Here is a 17,783-nt window from a genome sequence, read left to right as displayed (position 1 = left end):
AAATGAATGGCTGACGAACGCAAGGCAGCACTTGACGGTGCATTAAAGCGAATTGTGAAGGAGTTCGGTAAAGGTTCCATTATGCGGATGGGAGACCGCGGTGATACGCGGATTTCGACTGTTCCATCAGGTTCATTAGTTTTAGATAATGCACTTGGTGTAGGTGGATATCCACGTGGACGGATTGTTGAAATCTATGGACCTGAAAGTTCTGGTAAAACTACGATTGCTTTGCAAGCCGTAGCAGAAGTTCAAAAGCAAGGTGGGACTGCAGCATACATTGATGCAGAAAACGCCTTAGACCCTGAATATGCAACTAACTTAGGGGTTAATATTGATGACTTATTGCTCTCCCAACCTGATACGGGTGAACAAGGGTTACAAATAGCCGATGCCCTAGTATCTAGTGGAGCGATTGATATCGTGGTAATCGATTCAGTGGCTGCACTAGTTCCAAGAGCTGAAATTGAAGGTGAAATGGGTGACACCCACGTTGGTTTACAAGCGCGTTTGATGTCACAAGCTTTAAGAAAGCTATCTGGGACGATCAATAAGACCAAAACGATTGCATTATTTATTAACCAAATTCGTGAAAAGGTCGGCGTGATGTTCGGGAACCCAGAAACGACCCCTGGTGGACGGGCCCTTAAGTTCTACTCCACGATCCGCCTAGAAATTCGGCGTGGTGAACAAATTAAAGATGGTACTGATATTATCGGAAGTCGCGCTAAGATCAAAGTTGCCAAAAACAAGGTTGCTCCTCCATTTAAGCGTTGTGAAGTGGATATCATGTATGGAAAAGGGGTTTCTCAAGACGGTGAATTAATTGATATGGCTGCTGATAAGGATATCATTAATAAAGCTGGTTCTTGGTACTCGTACGGAGAAGATCGTATTGGTCAAGGGCGTGAAAATGCTAAACAATATTTAGTTGAACATCCTGATGTTAAAGCTGAAATCTACAATAAGGTTCGCGTAGCTTATAATATGGGCGGTGCTGCTGAAAAAGAAGCTGCTGAAGGCACTCCTAAGGATGGTAATGCTAAGTCTGATGCCGATAATCAAAAAGATAAATAAATAATAAGATAGGTAAATTGAGTTAACTTAATTTACCTTTTTATTTTGAAATGGTTATAAGTTAGTTGACACTTTGCTTTCTAAAATTTAAAATGGGTAAGTGTGATAGTAATCAATAACATCTAAAATACTGATTAATTAATCATTGTTTGATGATGCGGAGGTGTTATAGTGCCATTTATTTATTTAATCCTCGTCGCAATCATCGCTATTATCGTTGGTTTTTTTGTTGGAAAAGCAGTGCATCAAAGTGCAACTGAAAAGCGTCTTAACGCTGCCCATCAAAATGTCGATGACATTTTAGCTGAGGCAAAGCGTCAGGCAGAGACTACTAAGAAAGAATCAATTCTTGAAGCACGTGAAGAAAGTAATGACTATCGATCAAAAATTGAAAAAGAATTAAAGGATCGCCGTTCTGAAATTCAAAAGCAAGAAGATCGATTATTACAACGTGAAGATTCCCTCGATCGCAAGGAATCATCATTAGAGAAACGTGACAATTGGTTTACTAAAAAGGAAGCCCGTCTTAACGCAGACGAAAAACAAATTGCCAAGCGACAACAAGAAGCAGAATCACTCGTTGAAAAACGTCAACTTGAAGTCGAAAGGGTTTCATCTCTATCACAAGATGAAGCACGCGACTTGATTATCAAGGAGACCAAGAATCAATTAGCTGACGAGCGAGCCAAGATGATTAAATCTAGTTATGATCAGGCGCATCATGATGCAAATGAAAATGCTAAGGATTTGATCGTTCAGGCAATTCAACAAAGCGCTGCTGATACCGTTTCAGAAACAACGGTGTCTGTGGTTAACTTACCAAGTGATGACATGAAGGGACGGATTATCGGACGCGAAGGTCGGAACATTCGGACTTTTGAAACGTTAACTGGAATTGATTTAGTAATTGATGATACTCCAGAAGCCGTTATCCTAAGTGGTTTTGATCCAATTCGAAGGGAAGTTGCCAAAATTGCCTTGGAAAAATTGATTAAGGATGGCCGAATTCATCCAGCTCGGATCGAAGAGATGGTTGAGAAAAGTCGTCGTGAATTAGATCAACACATTCAAGAAGTTGGCGAAGATGTCATTTTTGACTTAGGAATTCATTCAATGAATCACGAATTGATTAAGTTAGTTGGTAAATTGAAGTATAAAATGTACTTCGGACAAAATGCTTTAAGTCGGTCGATTGAGGTAGCAAAGCTCACTGGAGTATTAGCTGCTGAATTGGGTGAGGATGTTACATTAGCAAAACGCGCAGGATTATTACACGAAATTGGACTGGCTGTGGATCACGAAGCTGATGGATCGCACGTTAAAATCGGTGCTGATTTAGCTAAAAAATACCACGAAAGTCCAGTGATTATCGATTCTATTCAAGCTGATGACAGTACTAATTCGACAAAACCACGTTATGTGATTTCAGAATTAGTTGCCGTTGCTGAAAAGATTTCGATTTCCAGACCAGGAGCAAAGAGTAAGTCATTAGAAAGCTTTGTTCACCGTTTGGATAGTTTAGAAAAAATTAGTAATAGTTTTAAAGAAGTAAAACAAAGCTATGCAATTCAAGCTGGGCGTGAAATTAGGGTCATCGTTAATCCTGAAAAAGTTTCAGATACCCAAGCAGTTGTATTAGCTCGCAATATTAAACGTAAGATCGAGTCTGACATGGAATACCCAGGTCACATTAAGGTTACGATTATTCGTGAAGTTCGATCAGTTGAATATGCTAAGTAGAAAAGACCATGCAGTGGTCTTTTTTATTTACTTTCTTCCGTGTTAAAATTAAATAAAATGCTTTCGAAAAAAGAAACGAGGACCCAGATTAGATGAGATTATTATTTGTTGGTGATACTGTTGGTAATATCGGAGTGTCGATGCTACAAGAATATCTACCAAAGTTAAAGAAGGACTTAAAGCCGCAGCTTACCATTGTTAATGGAGAAAATTCCACTTCAGTGGGTAGGGGAATTAGTCACAAGGGATACAAGCAAATTATGAATGCTGGAGCAGATGTGATCACCTTAGGTAACCATGCCTGGAACAATGCTGAGCTGTTAGACTTTATCGATGATACGCCCAACTTAATTCGTCCAGCTAATTATCCTGGCCCAGATGTCCCCGGAAAGGGTTATACGGTTATTAACGTAAATGGTAAAAAAGTGGCTGTGATTAATTTGCAGGGGTTAGTTTTTATGGATAATCTAAACAATCCATTTGATACGATTGATGGGATTTTAGATGCACTTAAAAATGACATTGATTATTGTTTGATTGACTTTCATGCTGAAACCACTAGCGAAAAGACAGCAATTGCACGCTACTTAGACGGGCGCATTTCGGCATTGATCGGAACGCATACCCATGTGCAAACTAATGACTACCGTATTTTACCTGGTGGAACTGCGTTTATGAGTGATGCTGGGATGACTGGTCCATACGATAGCGTATTAGGGATGCAGACTGATTTAATCTTGAAGCGGTTTATTACTCAGCGTCCAGTGCGATTTGCGGTTGAAGAAAATGGGGCTGGAATCTTATCTGGTTGTGTTATCGATATTAGTGATCGTACTGGGCTTGCTACAAAAATTCGCCCCATCTTAATCAATCCAGATCACCCGTATGATAAATAACAGAATGAAAGGAACTTTATAATGGCAAGTGCAGCGAAACTAACGCCGATGATGCAACAATACCAAGCAGTTAAGGATCAATATCCAGATGCTTTTTTGATGTATCGATTGGGGGATTTTTATGAATTGTTTAATGATGATGCTGTTAAAGGCTCACAAATTTTAGAATTAACCCTTACTAGTCGCAACCGTAATTCTAAAGACCCCATTCCAATGTGTGGGGTGCCACATCGGGCGATTCAAAACTACGTTGATATTTTAGTGGATAAGGGTTATAAGGTCGCGATCTGTGAACAGATGGAAGATCCTAAATCAGCTAAGGGAATGGTCAAGCGTTCAGTAACCCAGTTGATTACACCAGGAACAAGAACTGAATCAGGGGTTGCGAATGCCAAAAATAATAACTACCTTACTTCGTTAGTTTACGATGCTCAGAACAATCAATATGGTTTTGCATATTCTGAGCTTTCAACTGGGGAGCTACGTGCAAGTGCTTTAAATAGTGAAGCCGCCATTATTAATGAGTCCCTTAGCTTACAAACCAAGGAAATTGTTGTTGATGATATGGTTAGCGCTGAATTGATCAAGAAATTCGAAAAGTTAGGAATCTTAGTTTCACACCAAAAGGGTGTCAAAAAAATGGCTGAAACTAGCTATCTAACCCAAAAATTGCCGACTGATGTTCAAAAAAGAAGCGTCGCAATTCTTTTGACATATATTACTGAAACGCAAAAAAGGGATCTAGCCCATCTCCAGCAGGCAATTTCGTATGAACCTTCATATTTTTTAAAAATGGATCATAATTCTCAGTATAATTTGGAACTGTCACAAAATATTCGAACGAAGAAAAGGTCCGGAACTTTATTGTGGTTACTGGATAACACTAAAACAGCAATGGGTGGACGGAAATTAAAGCGGTGGTTAACGCGTCCGCTGATTAAGAAACAGGCGATCGTTGAGCGACAAAATGCAGTTCAAGAACTATTGGACCACTATTTTGAACGGAGTCAACTTCAAGAGGCTTTGATTAAGGTTTATGATTTAGAACGCCTTTCTGGTCGGGTAGCTTTTGGAAACGTTAATGGTCGTGATCTAATTCAATTAAAAACTTCTCTGAATCAAATTCCACAAATTAAGTATTGTTTAGAGCAACTCAATCCCAAAGTATTAGGAGGGATTTACCAAAATATCGAACCTGTTGACGATGTTGCGAACTTGATTGATGCTGCAATCGTTGAACAACCACCGATCTCAGTTACCGAGGGTGGGGTGATTCAAGATGGCTACAGTCGTCAATTGGACCAGTATCGAGATGCAATGAAAAACGGTAAGCAATGGTTAGCTGATTTAGAGGCGCGTGAACGAAAGGCAACTGGTATTAATAACTTAAAGATTGGCTATAACCATGTTTTTGGTTATTATATTGAAGTGACTAAGGTGAACTTGAATAAGTTACCACGCGACCGCTATGAACGAAAACAGACCTTAACCAATGCAGAACGCTTTTCTACACCAGAATTGAAGGAGAAGGAATCGTTAATCTTAGAAGCTCAGGAAAAATCAAAGAGTTTAGAGTACGATTTATTCTCTGAAATTAGGGAACAGGTCAAAAAATCGATTCAACGGCTTCAAAAATTAGCGGATGCAATTTCTACGTTAGACGTACTCCAAAGCTTTGCTAGCATTAGTGAAGAATACCGCTGGGTCCGCCCCACATTAGATGATAATCATGACTTAGAAATTATTGATGGACGCCATCCGGTAGTTGAAAAGGTAATGGGGCGGCAAGTTTATGTTCCTAATAACATTGAGATGGATCATGATACGAACGTGTTATTGATTACAGGGCCTAACATGTCTGGGAAAAGCACTTATATGCGTCAATTAGCATTAACGGTTATAATGGCTCAGATGGGGTGCTTTGTCCCCGCCAAATCAGCACAAATGCCAATTTTTGATCAAATATTTACTAGAATTGGTGCAGCTGATGATTTAATTAGTGGCGAAAGTACCTTTATGGTCGAAATGAAGGAATCTAATCAAGCTTTGCAACAGGCAACGCCCAATAGCTTAATCCTATTTGATGAACTAGGACGGGGGACTGCGACCTACGACGGGATGGCTTTAGCACAGGCGATTATTGAATACGTTCATGATCAAATTCATGCGAAGACCCTGTTTTCCACTCATTACCATGAATTAACAGCCTTGAACCAGGAGCTTCCACATCTGAAAAATGTGCATGTGGGGGCTAGTGAAAAAAATGGTGAACTAGTGTTTTTACACAAGGTAAAACCAGGAGCAGCTGATAAGTCATACGGAATTCATGTTGCTAAAATTGCTGGACTACCAAGCCCGCTTTTAAAACGCGCAGACGTGATTTTAAAGGACTTAGAGGCACACTCTAATCATGAAGAAATAAATTCTCCTGCCTTGGATGCACAACCACAGCCGCAGCCAGATGAGTTAGCACAACAAGATCAGCAACTGGCGTTATTTTCAGAACCACTAGCTGATGATAAATTAGTTAAGCATAGCAAAATTGAAAAGCAAGTTTTGGTCGATTTAGCTAAAACTGATTTAATGGGAATGACACCAATGGATATTATGAATAAGGTTTACCAATGGAAAAAACGGTTGAATGATTAATTAAGAAGGGGGCAGTTCGATGGGAGCGATTCATAAATTATCACCAATTTTATCGAACCAAATTGCAGCTGGGGAAGTAGTTGAAAGACCAGCTTCTGTAGTTAAGGAACTAGTCGAAAATGCAATCGATGCGGATAGTACCCAAATTGATATCAACGTTACTGATTCTGGATTTAATAGCATCCAAGTGATTGATGATGGTAAGGGAATGGATCCAGATGATCTGCCCTTAGCTTTTACTCGTCATGCAACTAGTAAAATTAGCGATCGTCGTGATCTATTTAATGTGCATTCGCTCGGTTTTCGGGGTGAAGCCCTACCAAGTATTGCCTCTGTTTCTGATGTAATCGTAAAGACTTCTAACGGGACCCAGGGAGTCGAATATCATGTTCGCGGCGGCAAAGAAATTGATAATAAGCCAGCCGAACTACGGCGTGGGACTACCCTAATAGTGCAAAACCTATTTTTTAATACGCCCGCACGGCTGAAGTATATGAAGACGCCTTCTACGGAATTATCAAAAATTACCGATGTTTTAAATCAAATTGCACTGGGGCATCCAGAAATTTCATTTTCCTTGGTTCACAATGGTCGAGAGTTGCTCAGAACCTCTGGACGGGGAGATCAGCTTCAAGTCCTAGGCGGCATTTATGGTGCTAAAAAAGCACAAAAAATGCTTGCCTTTGAGGGTCATGATTTAGATTTTAAAATTAGTGGCTATTTCAGCCTGCCCGAATTGACGCGGGCAAATCGGAATTACGTAGTGGTGATTTTGAACGGGCGCTTCATTAAAAATTATCAAATCGTCAGAGCCATTGTTGCTGGATATGGCTCTAAATTAATGGTGGGTCGCTACCCAATCGCAGTAATTAACATTCAAGTTGACCCCACCCTAGTGGATGTGAATGTTCATCCAACGAAGCAAACTGTCCGCGTCAGCAAGGAGGATGCACTTTGTAATCTAATTACAAATACGATTGCGAAGCGGTTCTTAAATCAAAATTTAATTCCAGATGTAATGAACCGTGAGCGTTCGGTAAAGCCACGCTACCATAATGATCAAACAGCATTTGATCTTAATCGTCAGCCTAAACATTATCATGTTGATACAGACCATGATTCTAAAACGGTAGCCAAGGCAGAGAATATAAATCCTACGGTTATTGAACCAGACCAGCAAACAACGCCCCCCAAGCTGATAAAAATCAACACAAGAAAAGATTTATTTGGCACCGCCGTTGATAACTTTGTTGAACATTATCGGAATGAACCATTGGCCATGACTAGGCCGTTTGCTGAAATGCAGTCAACCCCCAACCAAACGTCAAGTGAGGTTCATAATGTCGATTCATCAACTAAGTTTCCGAATTTGATTTACATTGGACAAATGCATGGAACATATTTATTGGCAGAATCTGATGATGGGCTGTATATTGTTGACCAGCATGCTGCTCAAGAGCGAATTAACTATGAACGGTTTCGTAAATCGATAGGGAATGTTGCCAATGATCAACAGGATTTATTAGTGCCGATCGTGTTGGAGTATTCCACAACTGAAGCAATTAAATTGTCTGAACGTTTAGATTTACTTCAAGGAATTGGGATCTTTTTGGAACCTTTCGGTAAGAATAGCTTTATTATTCGTCATCACCCGACTTGGTTCGTTGCTGGGCAAGAAGAGGCAACGATTCGCAACATGGTGGATAGCGTTTTGAATAATGGTAAAATCACGGTTGCTCAATTTAGGGCTCAAACTGCAATTATGATGAGTTGTAAACAGGCAATTAAGGCTAACCATCATTTGGATCGTAAACAAGCAGTATCACTACTTGCACAACTGGAGAAAGCCGAAGATCCATTCAATTGTCCCCATGGTCGTCCGGTGTTGGTTCATTTTACGAATTACGATATGGAAAAAATGTTCAAACGGATTCAAGACCCACATCAAAGCCAGAATAAACGGGATTAAGGAAGGTAAAATTAAATGTATGAATATTTGAACGGCTACGTGACAGTCGTTACCCCCAGCTACATTGTATTGGACGTAAATGACGTTGGTTATTTATTGTTCACTGCTGATCCATACCGCTATCAAGTTGATACCCAAACGAAGGTCCGAATTTACATTCATCAGGTTGTAACGGATTCATTTCAATCGCTATACGCTTTTCAAAGCCGCGATGATAAAGCATTGTTCGAAAAGTTGATTAACGTTTCTGGAATCGGCCCCAAAAGTGCGAATGCAATTATGGCGGGCAATCAAAACCAGGGCCTTTTGCGGGCAATTAACGAAGAAAATATTACCTTTTTGACGAAATTTCCAGGAGTTGGTAAAAAAACTGCAAAGCAAATCGTTTTAGACTTAAAGGGTAAAATTGATGATTTGTTTCAGGCGGTGGAATCAACGCCTGCGGATTCTGCAGATGATTCGTTAGCTAATAATGATACTAAGGAATTAAAGGACGCCTTAGGTGCATTAAGTGCACTAGGGTATTCTGCTAGGGATATAAAAAGGGTTGAAAAGCAACTATTGGCATTTAATGAACCCATGGATACCAATCAGTATTTAAGTGAAGGATTGAAACTGTTAACTCAATATTAGAAGGGAGGATTTATGATGGCAGATGATAATCGAATCGTATCTGGTAGTTCTCAAGGAAATGATGAATCTGCAGTTGAAAAGTCGTTGCGCCCACAAACGTTAAGCCAATATATTGGTCAAGAACAATTGAAGCATGAACTATCAATTTATATTCAAGCGGCTAAGCAACGAGAGGAGTCATTAGATCATGTATTGTTGTACGGACCACCTGGACTGGGGAAAACGACCTTAGCAATGATCATCGCACGTGAAATGGGGGTTAATATTAAAACCACCAGTGGGCCTGCGATTGAAAAACCTGGCGATTTAGTGGCGCTATTAAATGAGTTGCGGCCTGGGGATGTTTTGTTTATTGATGAAATTCATCGGTTACCTAAGGTAGTGGAAGAAATGTTGTATTCGGCAATGGAGGACTTTTATATCGATATCGTTGTTGGTCAAGGGCCAACCGCCCATCCAGTTCACTTTCCACTGCCACCGTTCACGTTAGTAGGAGCTACGACCCGTGCTGGAATTTTAGCGGCCCCGTTGCGGGATCGATTTGGGATCATAGAACATATGAATTATTATGAAGTTGCTGATTTACAGGAAATTGTTAAGCGAACTGCTGATATTTTTCATACAAAGATTAAAGAGCAAGCCGCCCATGAAATCGCTAGAAGATCACGCGGAACGCCACGGATAGCGAATCGCTTATTAAAACGGGTTCGTGATTTTACACAGGTTTCTGGTCAATCAAGTATTGAATTACCAGTTGTAGCGCGTGCATTAGAGTTATTAAAAGTTGATGAAATGGGCCTTGATGCAACCGATAAAAAACTGTTGACTACGATGATCAAGATTTATAATGGTGGTCCGGTCGGGTTGAATACGATTGCTGCTAATATTGGTGAAGAATCCGATACGATCGAATCAATGTATGAGCCATACCTGTTGCAGATTGGATTTTTAAAACGGACTGCTCGTGGTCGAATGGTTACTAATGAGGCCTATGAGCATTTTCACTTAAAACCAGTAGACTAATTGGCTGATTTTTGTTAAAGTAGTATATAAATAAGGAGTGTAATTAATTATGCAATATTCAAGTTTTATTTTTATCGCGCTAATCATTGTTGTGATGTACTTCACCATGATTCGGCCACAAAAGAAGCGGCAACAAGAACACCAACAAACTATTAATAACATTAAGCAAGGCGACAAGGTTGTAACCATTGGTCGTCTTCACGGTGTCGTTGATTCTATCGATCGAGAAAATAAGACCGTAACATTGGATTGTGACGGCATCTTTCTTGAATTCGATCTAAACGCAATTGCTAGTGTTACTGCTGCTCCAGTAGCTGCTAGTCAAGATGATTCAAAATCAGAATCAAATGATACTGATTCAGCTGCTGATGATAGTGCTGCTAAGTCAGATGAATCAGCAAAATAATTTTAATTGACCTTTGGAAAGCCTGAAGTTACTCAGGCTTTTTTTAATGTTATAATTCAGTTAACAAATAAAAAAGGATGGCATTATGAATACTCAAGAAAAAATCGTTAATGCAATTAAACAATTCGATACAATTATTATCCATCGACACCAACATCCAGACCCAGATGCGATCGGCTCACAGATGGGACTAGCCAATATTATTAAGGAATCATTTCCAAATAAGCATGTGTACTGTGTTGGAAAACAGTACACAGGTTTTAATTGGTTAGGGACTGTTGATGAGATTGATGATGATGTTTATAAAGATGCTTTGGTAATGGTATTAGATACCGCTAATCAACCCCGCGTTGACGATGATCGTTACACTAAGGGGAAAATGTTGATTAAGATCGACCACCACCCCAATGATGACCAATTTGGTGATTTAATGTGGGTCCAACCAGAAGCCTCCAGTACTAGTGAGCTTGTTTATGATCTTTACAGCGCAAGTGCTGATTTAAAGATCAATGCTGAAGCTGGACGGTTATTGTATGCCGGAATCGTTGGCGATACCGGTCGTTTTAAGTATCCTTCTACTTCTGCCCATACGTTCGCCGTGGCCGCTGGACTTGCGCAATTAGACTTTTCAACTAGTGATGTCAATCAAATTGAAGATGAAATCGATCTACCATTAGCGCGCCTATCTGCATATGTTTACCAAAATCTTCAAATCTTGGATAGTGGTGCGGGTTATATTATCTTGACCAACCAAATTTTAAAGGATTTAGAGTTAGGTGACGAAAGTACATCTGCAGTAGTTCCCCTCCCTGGTAAGCTTAAGGAAGTGAAGAACTGGGCCATTTTCGTTCAACAAAAAGATGAAACCTATCGGGTGCGGTTGCGTTCTAAGGGTCCCGTGATCAATGAAATTGCGAAACATTTCGGTGGGGGTGGCCATCCATTAGCGAGTGGTGCGGTTGCTAAAGATGATGCAGAAATTAAGCAGGTAATTGCAGCAATCAGTGATGCTGCACAGAATTATAAAGGAGTAATTGCCTAATATGAGTACCACTTTTAAACAGTTCAACTTCAAGCCGTTTATCAACGAAGCATTGGAAGAATTAAAATTTACCGAACCAACACCGGTTCAAGCTAAAATGATTCCAGTGATTAGAAAGGGGAAGGACGTTATTGGTCAATCCGCTACTGGAAGCGGTAAGACCCACGCTTTTTTACTTCCAATTTTTGATCAATTAAATCTAGATAAGCAGGTTGTTCAAGCTGTAATTACCACCCCTAGTCGGGAGTTAGCCTATCAAATCTATGAAAATGCTAAGCAGTTAGCTAGCCATAGCGACAAGCCAATTCACATTGCTAATTACGTGGGTGGAACTGATAAGCAACGCCAGATTGAAAAATTAGAGCACGAACAACCTCAAATTATCATTGGAACGCCTGGGAGAATCTTGGACTTAGTTAACACCCAAGCCCTCGATTTACACACTGCGAATCGTTTAGTAGTCGATGAAGCTGATATGACCCTAGACCTGGGGTTCTTAGGCGAAGTGGACAAAATTGCGGCTAGTTTTGGCGATGACCTACAAATGATGGTCTTTTCAGCTACGATTCCACAAAAACTAGAACCATTTTTGAAGAAGTACATGAATCAACCAGTCTTAGAAGAAATCCCAGTCGAATCAGTGATTAGCCCTACCGTTGATAACTTTTTGATTTCTACTAAGGGTCAGGATAAAAATGATTTGATCTATCAACTGTTAACGATTGGTGAACCGTATTTGGTGTTGATCTTTGCTAATACCAGAACACGGGTCCAAGAAATCCACGACTATTTAGTAGGACAGGGACTCAAAGTCGGAATGATCCAAGGTGGAATGAAGCCGCGAGAACGCAAGCGCATCATGAAGCAGGTCCAACGCCTTGAATTTCAGTTCGTAGTAGCGACTGATTTAGCTGCACGGGGAATCGATATCGATGGGGTTTCTGACGTGATCAACGATGATATCCCAGAGGACTTGGACTACTTTATTCACCGTGTTGGTCGAACTGGTCGCAAGGGGATGGCTGGAACTGCCATTACGCTTTATCAACCTGGTGAAGAAGAACGCGTTGCTGAACTTGAAAACATGGGAATTAAGTTTCAACCTAAGGCGATTAAGGACCATGAAATCGTTGATTCATATGACCGTAATCGCCGTAAGACCCACCGTAATCGTTCTAAAAAGCTAGAACCAACTATGATTGGGATGGTGAAGAAGAATAAGCGGAAGGTCAAGCCGGGCTACAAGCGGCGCATTAAGAACGCCATTAAACGAAATGATGAATTTAATCGGCGGGTTGAACAACGTAATGAAGCCCGTCAACAACGGAAGCAAAAGAAGCAAAGTTCCCAACGATACCGTTAATTTTTCAGTGTAAAAGTTGGCTCAATAGTTAAAAATATTGTATAATTGAGTTGAATAAAAATACAAATAACAAATTGGAACATCCAAAATCTAAATGGAAATTAGGGACAGGTCGGTTATTGCAAGGTCTGCAAGTTTAGATTGCGGGCTATCCATTTCAAAGTTACGCTACTCAGCGTTATTGAGAATTAAAGAGGTAAACGAAAACATCGTTGCAAGTAAAGTGGTACCGCGTTAAAAGCGTCTTTACTAGCAACGGTGTTTTTGTGCCTTTGGAGGGGTTTATTGATGAAAAAATTAAGTAGTAGTGAAATTCGCCAAATGTACTTGGACTTCTTTGAAGAACGTGGTCACACGATCATGCCAAGTGCATCATTGATTCCAGTTGATGATCCATCATTATTATGGATTAACTCTGGGGTTGCCACCATGAAGAAGTATTTTGAAGGACGGGTTGTTCCTAAGAATCGTCGGATGACTAGTTCCCAAAAAAGTATTCGGACTAACGATATCGAAAATGTCGGAAAGACTGCTCGGCATCAAACGCTATTTGAAATGTTAGGGAACTTCTCAGTGGGGGATTACTTTAAAAAAGAAGCCATCCATTGGGCGTTCGAATTGCTAACTTCAGAAAAGTATTTCGGTTGGGATAAAGATAAGCTTTACATGACCGTTTATCCTGAAGATGAAGATGCCAGAAACTTTTGGATCGAAGCAGGAGTTGATCCTAGTCATTTGATCGACATGGAAGATAATTTCTGGGATGTTGGCCAAGGGCCTTCAGGTCCCGATTCAGAAATTTTCTATGACCGTGGCGAAAAGTTCAACGACTTAGCACCCGATGATCCAGAAAACTATCCTGGTGGGGAAAACGAACGTTACCTTGAAGTTTGGAACATCGTGTTCTCCCAATTTAACCACAAACCAGATGATACCTACGAACCACTTCCTCGGAAAAACATTGATACGGGGATGGGACTCGAACGGGTGGTTTCAATTTTCCAAGATGCACCTACGAATTTTGAAACCGACTTATTCTTACCAATTATTGAAAAGACGCAAGTACTCAGTGATGGCCGTGAATATGGTAAGGTGCACGCTGATGATATTTCATTTAAGATCATTGCTGATCACGCTCGGGCAATTACGTTTGCCATCAATGATGGTGCGATTCCATCCAACGTTGGTCGTGGATATGTGATTCGCCGATTGATTCGGCGGGCAATCGTCGCTGGTCGAGATCTTGGGATTACTGAAAACTTCTTGTATAAGCTCGTCCCAGTAGTTGGTGAAATCATGAAGGCGTTCTACCCAGAAGTATTGAAGAATGCTGATTACATTGAAAAGGTTATCAAATCAGAAGAAAATCGTTTCAATGACACCCTATCAGATGGTTTGAACCTCTTGAACGACTTGATGGATCAAGTGCGGGCTTCAGATGGTAAGCAAATGAGTGGAGCCGATGCATTTAAGCTTTACGATACCTATGGATTCCCGTTTGAATTGACTCAAGAATACTTGGCTGACGCTGGAATGAGCGTGGATGCTGAAGGGTTCAAGAATGAAATGCAAAAGCAAAAGGATCGGGCACGTAACGCCCGTGACGATGGCAATGCCATGAGTGTTCAACGCGACTTGCTAGTTGACATTAAGACCCCTAGTGAATACGTTGGTTACACCCAATTGATCGTCGAAAACGCGAAGGTCGAAGACATCGTGTTTGATGAAAAGCTTGTGGATCAAGTCAAAGCGGGGAAGGCTGAAATTATCTTTGATAAGACGCCGTTCTATGCTGAAATGGGTGGTCAAGTGGCCGACCAAGGGGTCATCGAAGATCACGATGGGAACCTAGTTGCCAAGGTGCTCGATGTTCAGCATGCACCGAACAACCAAAACTTACACACCGTTGAACTATTTGAACCAATGCAAAAGGGTGCGACTTACAAGTTAGTCGTTGACCGTCACTTCCACAGCAAGGTGGAAAAGAACCATACGGCAACCCACTTGTTGGATCAATCATTAAGAAACGTACTTGGTGGTCATACTCAACAAGCTGGTTCACTAGTGGAACCAGACTACTTGCGGTTTGACTTTAACCACTTTGGTTCTGTGACTGATGAAGACTTGAAGAAGGTTGAACAAATGGTCAACGACCAGATCTTTGCGGAACTACCAGTGACCACGATCGAAACTGATCCAAAGACTGGGAAGGAAATGGGTGCCGTAGCCGTATTTAGTTCTAAGTACGGTAAGAAGGTCAGAGTGGTTAGTGCTGGAGATTTCTCAATCGAATTCTGTGGTGGTGATCACGTTAAGAACACGAATGAAATTGGCTTGTTCAAGATCGTTTCAGAATCAGGAGTGGGTGCTGGAGTGCGGAGAATCGAAGCCGTTACTTCCCAAGAAGCATACGAATTTCTGAATGACAAACAATCCCTATTGAACAAGATTGCAGTTGAATTGAAGACTAAGCAAATCAAGGACGTGCCAAATAAGGTAACTCAACTTCAATCAGAAGTTAAGGAACTACAACAAAAGCAAGAATCACTTGAAGCTAAAATTGCTGGTCAACAAGCTAACAACGTTTTTGAAAATGTAAAGGACGTTAATGGCGTTAAGATCATTACTGGGATTATTAAGGATTCTGGAATGAACCAACTTCGTCAACTAGCTGATACCTGGCGGACAAAGGGTCTGTCCGATGTATTAGTGCTTGGAACTAACAGTAAGGATAAGGCGAACCTAATCGCTGCCGTTAGTGATGAAAAGGTCAAGGCTGGCTTAAAGGCTGGCGATTTGATCAAGGCAATCTCTGCTAACATCAATGGTGGTGGGGGCGGCCGTCCTAACATGGCGCAAGCTGGTGGGACGAATCCTGCTGGTTTAAACGACGCGATGAGTGCTGCATTAGATTGGCTTAAAGAACAAAAATAGTTAAATAAAAAGACTCTAATGGTTGAAAATCATTCAACCATTAGAGTTTTTTTCGTTATGTATGCTATAATAAGACAACTGGTTAATAATGAACGAATTAATTAATGTTTTGATTCAATTTGAGATTTATATTGATTTTTAGTAAAATTAAGTTGAATGTTATAATTTGTGAGGTGTTGTAGATGTCTTCTTTAGATAAAACGATGTACTTCGATTTTAATAAAGCACCGAAAGATGTACATGATACACTTTTAATTGTGTACAAAACCCTAGAAGAAAAGGGTTATAATCCATATAATCAAATTGTTGGTTATTTAATTTCAGGAGATCCAGCATATATTCCTCGTTTTAACGATGCTCGAAATTTGATTCGACGTCATGAACGTGATGAAATCATTGAAGAATTAGTGCGTTTTTATCTTGATAAGAATAAAAAAAATGAGGATATAAATAAATGAGGTTAATGGGATTAGATGTTGGTTCAAGAACCGTTGGAATTGCGGTTAGCGATCCGCTCGGCTGGACAGCACAGGGTGTTGAAATTATACCGATCAATGAAGATAATCAAGAGTTTGGGTGGCATCGTTTAGGGGAACTAGTTGCTAAATATGAGGTGACTGGATTCGTTATTGGCCTCCCTAAAAACATGAATAACACTTCTGGCCCACGGGTGGATGCTTGTCGAAAGTATGCATGGATGGCTAATCAGCGATTTGGCATTCCATTTGATTTTCAAGATGAACGATTAACGACCGTAGAAGCCGAAAGAATGCTAGTTGAAGAAGCAGATACTTCTAGAAAAAAGCGTAAGAAAGTAATCGATAAAGTTGCTGCGGAATTAATTCTGCAGGGTTATTTAGACCGTAAGGGAAAATTAACGAACGAATAAAGGAGAATATAATGACTGAAACAACAAATGAAGATGGTAAGCAACAAATTACCCTAGTTGATGACCAGGGGAATGAGGAGCTTTACACGATTTTATTCACATTTGAATCAGAAGATATGGGCAAGTCCTACATCTTAGTTTACCCTGCTGGTAAAGAAGATGACGATGAAGTGGACATTGAGGCGTATGCACTACCAAAGGGTGAAGATCCTGCTGATCCTCAAGGTGGCCAGTTAATGCCGATTGAGTCTGAGAAAGAATGGGATATTGTTGAATCCGTTCTAAATACATTTTTAGATAATGATTCAGACGAATAATATAACGACTCCCAGCTAATTGTTGGGAGTTTTTTTGTGAATTACTAACTGCAATAATGTTTCATGATAAAATAATGCATGAAGTATTTGGAGGGAATTTAATAATGAGTGAAACTAAAAAGCGGTTCAAAGCTAAGATTGGTAATCGAACGTATACGTTCGTTGGCAAAAGTTCAATGGAGCATATGCATGCAGTAACAGATTTGATGAATAAGCAATTGAACCAATTAAATCAACTATCTTCAAGTATTAGTTATGAAGATGCAATGGTATTACTAGCCTTTAATGCAATTTCAGATCAATTAAAATTACAAGGACAATTGGATCAAATTGAATCCAAATCAAAAAATGAATAATGATGTTGACGATTATAATATTACTATTACTATTTATTAGTACCATTATTGGTTATAGAAGGGGATTGGTGGCTAGCTTATTTATGATTGCTAGTTACATTGTTTCATTTTGGATCGCATTGCACTTTGCTGAATACCCTAAAAGTTGGATTTTAGCTATTTTCAATAGTGCTGATTCATCAATAGTTAGTATAATTGCATTCTTGGGGACTTTTGTAGTTTGCTATTTAATAATGATGCGAATTAGACGAATATTACGAACCATTACGAAACTACCGATTTTAAAACAGCTAGATGGTATTTTAGGTGCATTTAGTGGTTTTTTAATGTGCTATGGAATGATTTTGATCATTTTAAACTTGTTATTAAAGGCTGATGGAACTTGGTTTGCAACTCAATACGTTAACTCTGGAATTGCCCAAATGATTGTAAATCAAACCCCAATCATTACCCCTAATGTAGTTTATCACTGGTTAAACTCTAATTAAG

Annotated in this window: 16 protein-coding genes; all 16 read left to right on the top strand. The window is 40.0% G+C overall.

Features of this window, described 5'->3' with window-relative positions:
- Window positions 1–6: 6 nt before the first annotated feature.
- The 16 genes from recA to ACSVI6_RS05540 all read left to right on the top strand — a co-directional run bounded on the left by recA (window position 7) and on the right by ACSVI6_RS05540 (window position 17,782).
- Entirely contained in the window at window positions 7–1,077 is a 1,071-nt protein-coding gene (recA, locus tag ACSVI6_RS05615) for a recombinase RecA (RefSeq protein ID WP_491716471.1), read from the top strand.
- Window positions 1,078–1,257: 180 nt separating this feature from the next.
- Window positions 1,258–2,817, top strand: a complete 1,560-nt coding sequence (rny, locus tag ACSVI6_RS05610) for a ribonuclease Y (RefSeq protein ID WP_491717304.1) — start codon at window positions 1,258–1,260, stop codon at window positions 2,815–2,817.
- A 92-nt stretch (window positions 2,818–2,909) separates the two neighbouring features.
- Complete coding sequence (locus tag ACSVI6_RS05605) at window positions 2,910–3,713, top strand: TIGR00282 family metallophosphoesterase (protein WP_491719622.1); 804 nt, start codon at window positions 2,910–2,912, stop codon at window positions 3,711–3,713.
- Between the two features lie 21 nt (window positions 3,714–3,734).
- The gene (gene mutS, locus ACSVI6_RS05600) at window positions 3,735–6,362 is read left to right on the top strand and encodes a DNA mismatch repair protein MutS (RefSeq protein ID WP_491720609.1); all 2,628 of its coding nucleotides are present in this window, start codon (window positions 3,735–3,737) and stop codon (window positions 6,360–6,362) included.
- A 19-nt stretch (window positions 6,363–6,381) separates the two neighbouring features.
- The gene (mutL, locus tag ACSVI6_RS05595; RefSeq protein ID WP_491720608.1) at window positions 6,382–8,331 is read left to right on the top strand and encodes a DNA mismatch repair endonuclease MutL; all 1,950 of its coding nucleotides are present in this window, start codon (window positions 6,382–6,384) and stop codon (window positions 8,329–8,331) included.
- A 15-nt stretch (window positions 8,332–8,346) separates the two neighbouring features.
- A complete protein-coding gene (gene ruvA / locus ACSVI6_RS05590; protein WP_491716467.1) occupies window positions 8,347–8,964 on the top strand; it encodes a Holliday junction branch migration protein RuvA in 618 nt (205 codons plus the stop codon).
- Window positions 8,965–8,979: 15 nt separating this feature from the next.
- Window positions 8,980–9,987 carry a Holliday junction branch migration DNA helicase RuvB gene (gene ruvB, locus ACSVI6_RS05585; protein WP_491716466.1) on the top strand — a complete coding sequence of 336 codons (1,008 nt, stop codon included), beginning with the start codon at window positions 8,980–8,982 and terminating at the stop codon, window positions 9,985–9,987.
- Between the two features lie 49 nt (window positions 9,988–10,036).
- Complete coding sequence (gene yajC / locus ACSVI6_RS05580; RefSeq protein WP_491716465.1) at window positions 10,037–10,393, top strand: preprotein translocase subunit YajC; 357 nt, start codon at window positions 10,037–10,039, stop codon at window positions 10,391–10,393.
- Between the two features lie 85 nt (window positions 10,394–10,478).
- Window positions 10,479–11,435 (top strand): DHH family phosphoesterase, encoded by a 957-nt coding sequence (locus ACSVI6_RS05575; RefSeq protein ID WP_491716464.1) that lies wholly within the window; start codon window positions 10,479–10,481, stop codon window positions 11,433–11,435.
- 1 nt (window position 11,436) lies between these two features.
- A complete protein-coding gene (locus ACSVI6_RS05570; RefSeq protein ID WP_491720607.1) occupies window positions 11,437–12,798 on the top strand; it encodes a DEAD/DEAH box helicase in 1,362 nt (453 codons plus the stop codon).
- 288 nt (window positions 12,799–13,086) lie between these two features.
- Entirely contained in the window at window positions 13,087–15,732 is a 2,646-nt protein-coding gene (gene alaS, locus ACSVI6_RS05565) for an alanine--tRNA ligase (RefSeq protein ID WP_491716462.1), read from the top strand.
- A 182-nt stretch (window positions 15,733–15,914) separates the two neighbouring features.
- Window positions 15,915–16,190 (top strand): IreB family regulatory phosphoprotein, encoded by a 276-nt coding sequence (locus ACSVI6_RS05560; protein WP_491716461.1) that lies wholly within the window; start codon window positions 15,915–15,917, stop codon window positions 16,188–16,190.
- Entirely contained in the window at window positions 16,187–16,621 is a 435-nt protein-coding gene (gene ruvX, locus ACSVI6_RS05555) for a Holliday junction resolvase RuvX (RefSeq protein WP_491716460.1), read from the top strand. Before ACSVI6_RS05560 ends, ruvX begins: the two co-directional genes overlap by 4 nt.
- A gap of 11 nt (window positions 16,622–16,632) precedes the next feature.
- Window positions 16,633–16,938, top strand: a complete 306-nt coding sequence (locus ACSVI6_RS05550) for a DUF1292 domain-containing protein (RefSeq protein ID WP_491716459.1) — start codon at window positions 16,633–16,635, stop codon at window positions 16,936–16,938.
- 104 nt (window positions 16,939–17,042) lie between these two features.
- Window positions 17,043–17,294 carry a cell division protein ZapA gene (locus tag ACSVI6_RS05545; protein ID WP_491716458.1) on the top strand — a complete coding sequence of 84 codons (252 nt, stop codon included), beginning with the start codon at window positions 17,043–17,045 and terminating at the stop codon, window positions 17,292–17,294.
- The gene (locus tag ACSVI6_RS05540; RefSeq protein WP_491716457.1) at window positions 17,294–17,782 is read left to right on the top strand and encodes a CvpA family protein; all 489 of its coding nucleotides are present in this window, start codon (window positions 17,294–17,296) and stop codon (window positions 17,780–17,782) included. The genes ACSVI6_RS05545 and ACSVI6_RS05540 overlap by 1 nt, the downstream gene beginning before the upstream one ends.
- Window position 17,783: the final 1 nt, after the last annotated feature.

Source organism: Nicoliella sp. ESL1106, assembly GCF_058509965.1.
The sequence above is the reverse complement of the archived record's forward strand: the minus strand, read 5'-3'. Positions and strand labels throughout refer to the sequence as shown.

Coding starts and splice junctions, on each gene's coding strand:
- recA (WP_491716471.1), top strand. CDS start 7: ATGGCTGACGAACGCAAGGCAGCACTTGACGGTGCATTAAAGCGAATT.
- ACSVI6_RS05605 (WP_491719622.1), top strand. CDS start 2,910: ATGAGATTATTATTTGTTGGTGATACTGTTGGTAATATCGGAGTGTCG.
- mutS (WP_491720609.1), top strand. CDS start 3,735: ATGGCAAGTGCAGCGAAACTAACGCCGATGATGCAACAATACCAAGCA.
- mutL (WP_491720608.1), top strand. CDS start 6,382: ATGGGAGCGATTCATAAATTATCACCAATTTTATCGAACCAAATTGCA.
- ruvA (WP_491716467.1), top strand. CDS start 8,347: ATGTATGAATATTTGAACGGCTACGTGACAGTCGTTACCCCCAGCTAC.
- ruvB (WP_491716466.1), top strand. CDS start 8,980: ATGGCAGATGATAATCGAATCGTATCTGGTAGTTCTCAAGGAAATGAT.
- yajC (WP_491716465.1), top strand. CDS start 10,037: ATGCAATATTCAAGTTTTATTTTTATCGCGCTAATCATTGTTGTGATG.
- ACSVI6_RS05575 (WP_491716464.1), top strand. CDS start 10,479: ATGAATACTCAAGAAAAAATCGTTAATGCAATTAAACAATTCGATACA.
- ACSVI6_RS05570 (WP_491720607.1), top strand. CDS start 11,437: ATGAGTACCACTTTTAAACAGTTCAACTTCAAGCCGTTTATCAACGAA.
- alaS (WP_491716462.1), top strand. CDS start 13,087: ATGAAAAAATTAAGTAGTAGTGAAATTCGCCAAATGTACTTGGACTTC.
- ACSVI6_RS05560 (WP_491716461.1), top strand. CDS start 15,915: ATGTCTTCTTTAGATAAAACGATGTACTTCGATTTTAATAAAGCACCG.
- ruvX (WP_491716460.1), top strand. CDS start 16,187: ATGAGGTTAATGGGATTAGATGTTGGTTCAAGAACCGTTGGAATTGCG.
- ACSVI6_RS05550 (WP_491716459.1), top strand. CDS start 16,633: ATGACTGAAACAACAAATGAAGATGGTAAGCAACAAATTACCCTAGTT.
- ACSVI6_RS05545 (WP_491716458.1), top strand. CDS start 17,043: ATGAGTGAAACTAAAAAGCGGTTCAAAGCTAAGATTGGTAATCGAACG.
- ACSVI6_RS05540 (WP_491716457.1), top strand. CDS start 17,294: ATGATGTTGACGATTATAATATTACTATTACTATTTATTAGTACCATT.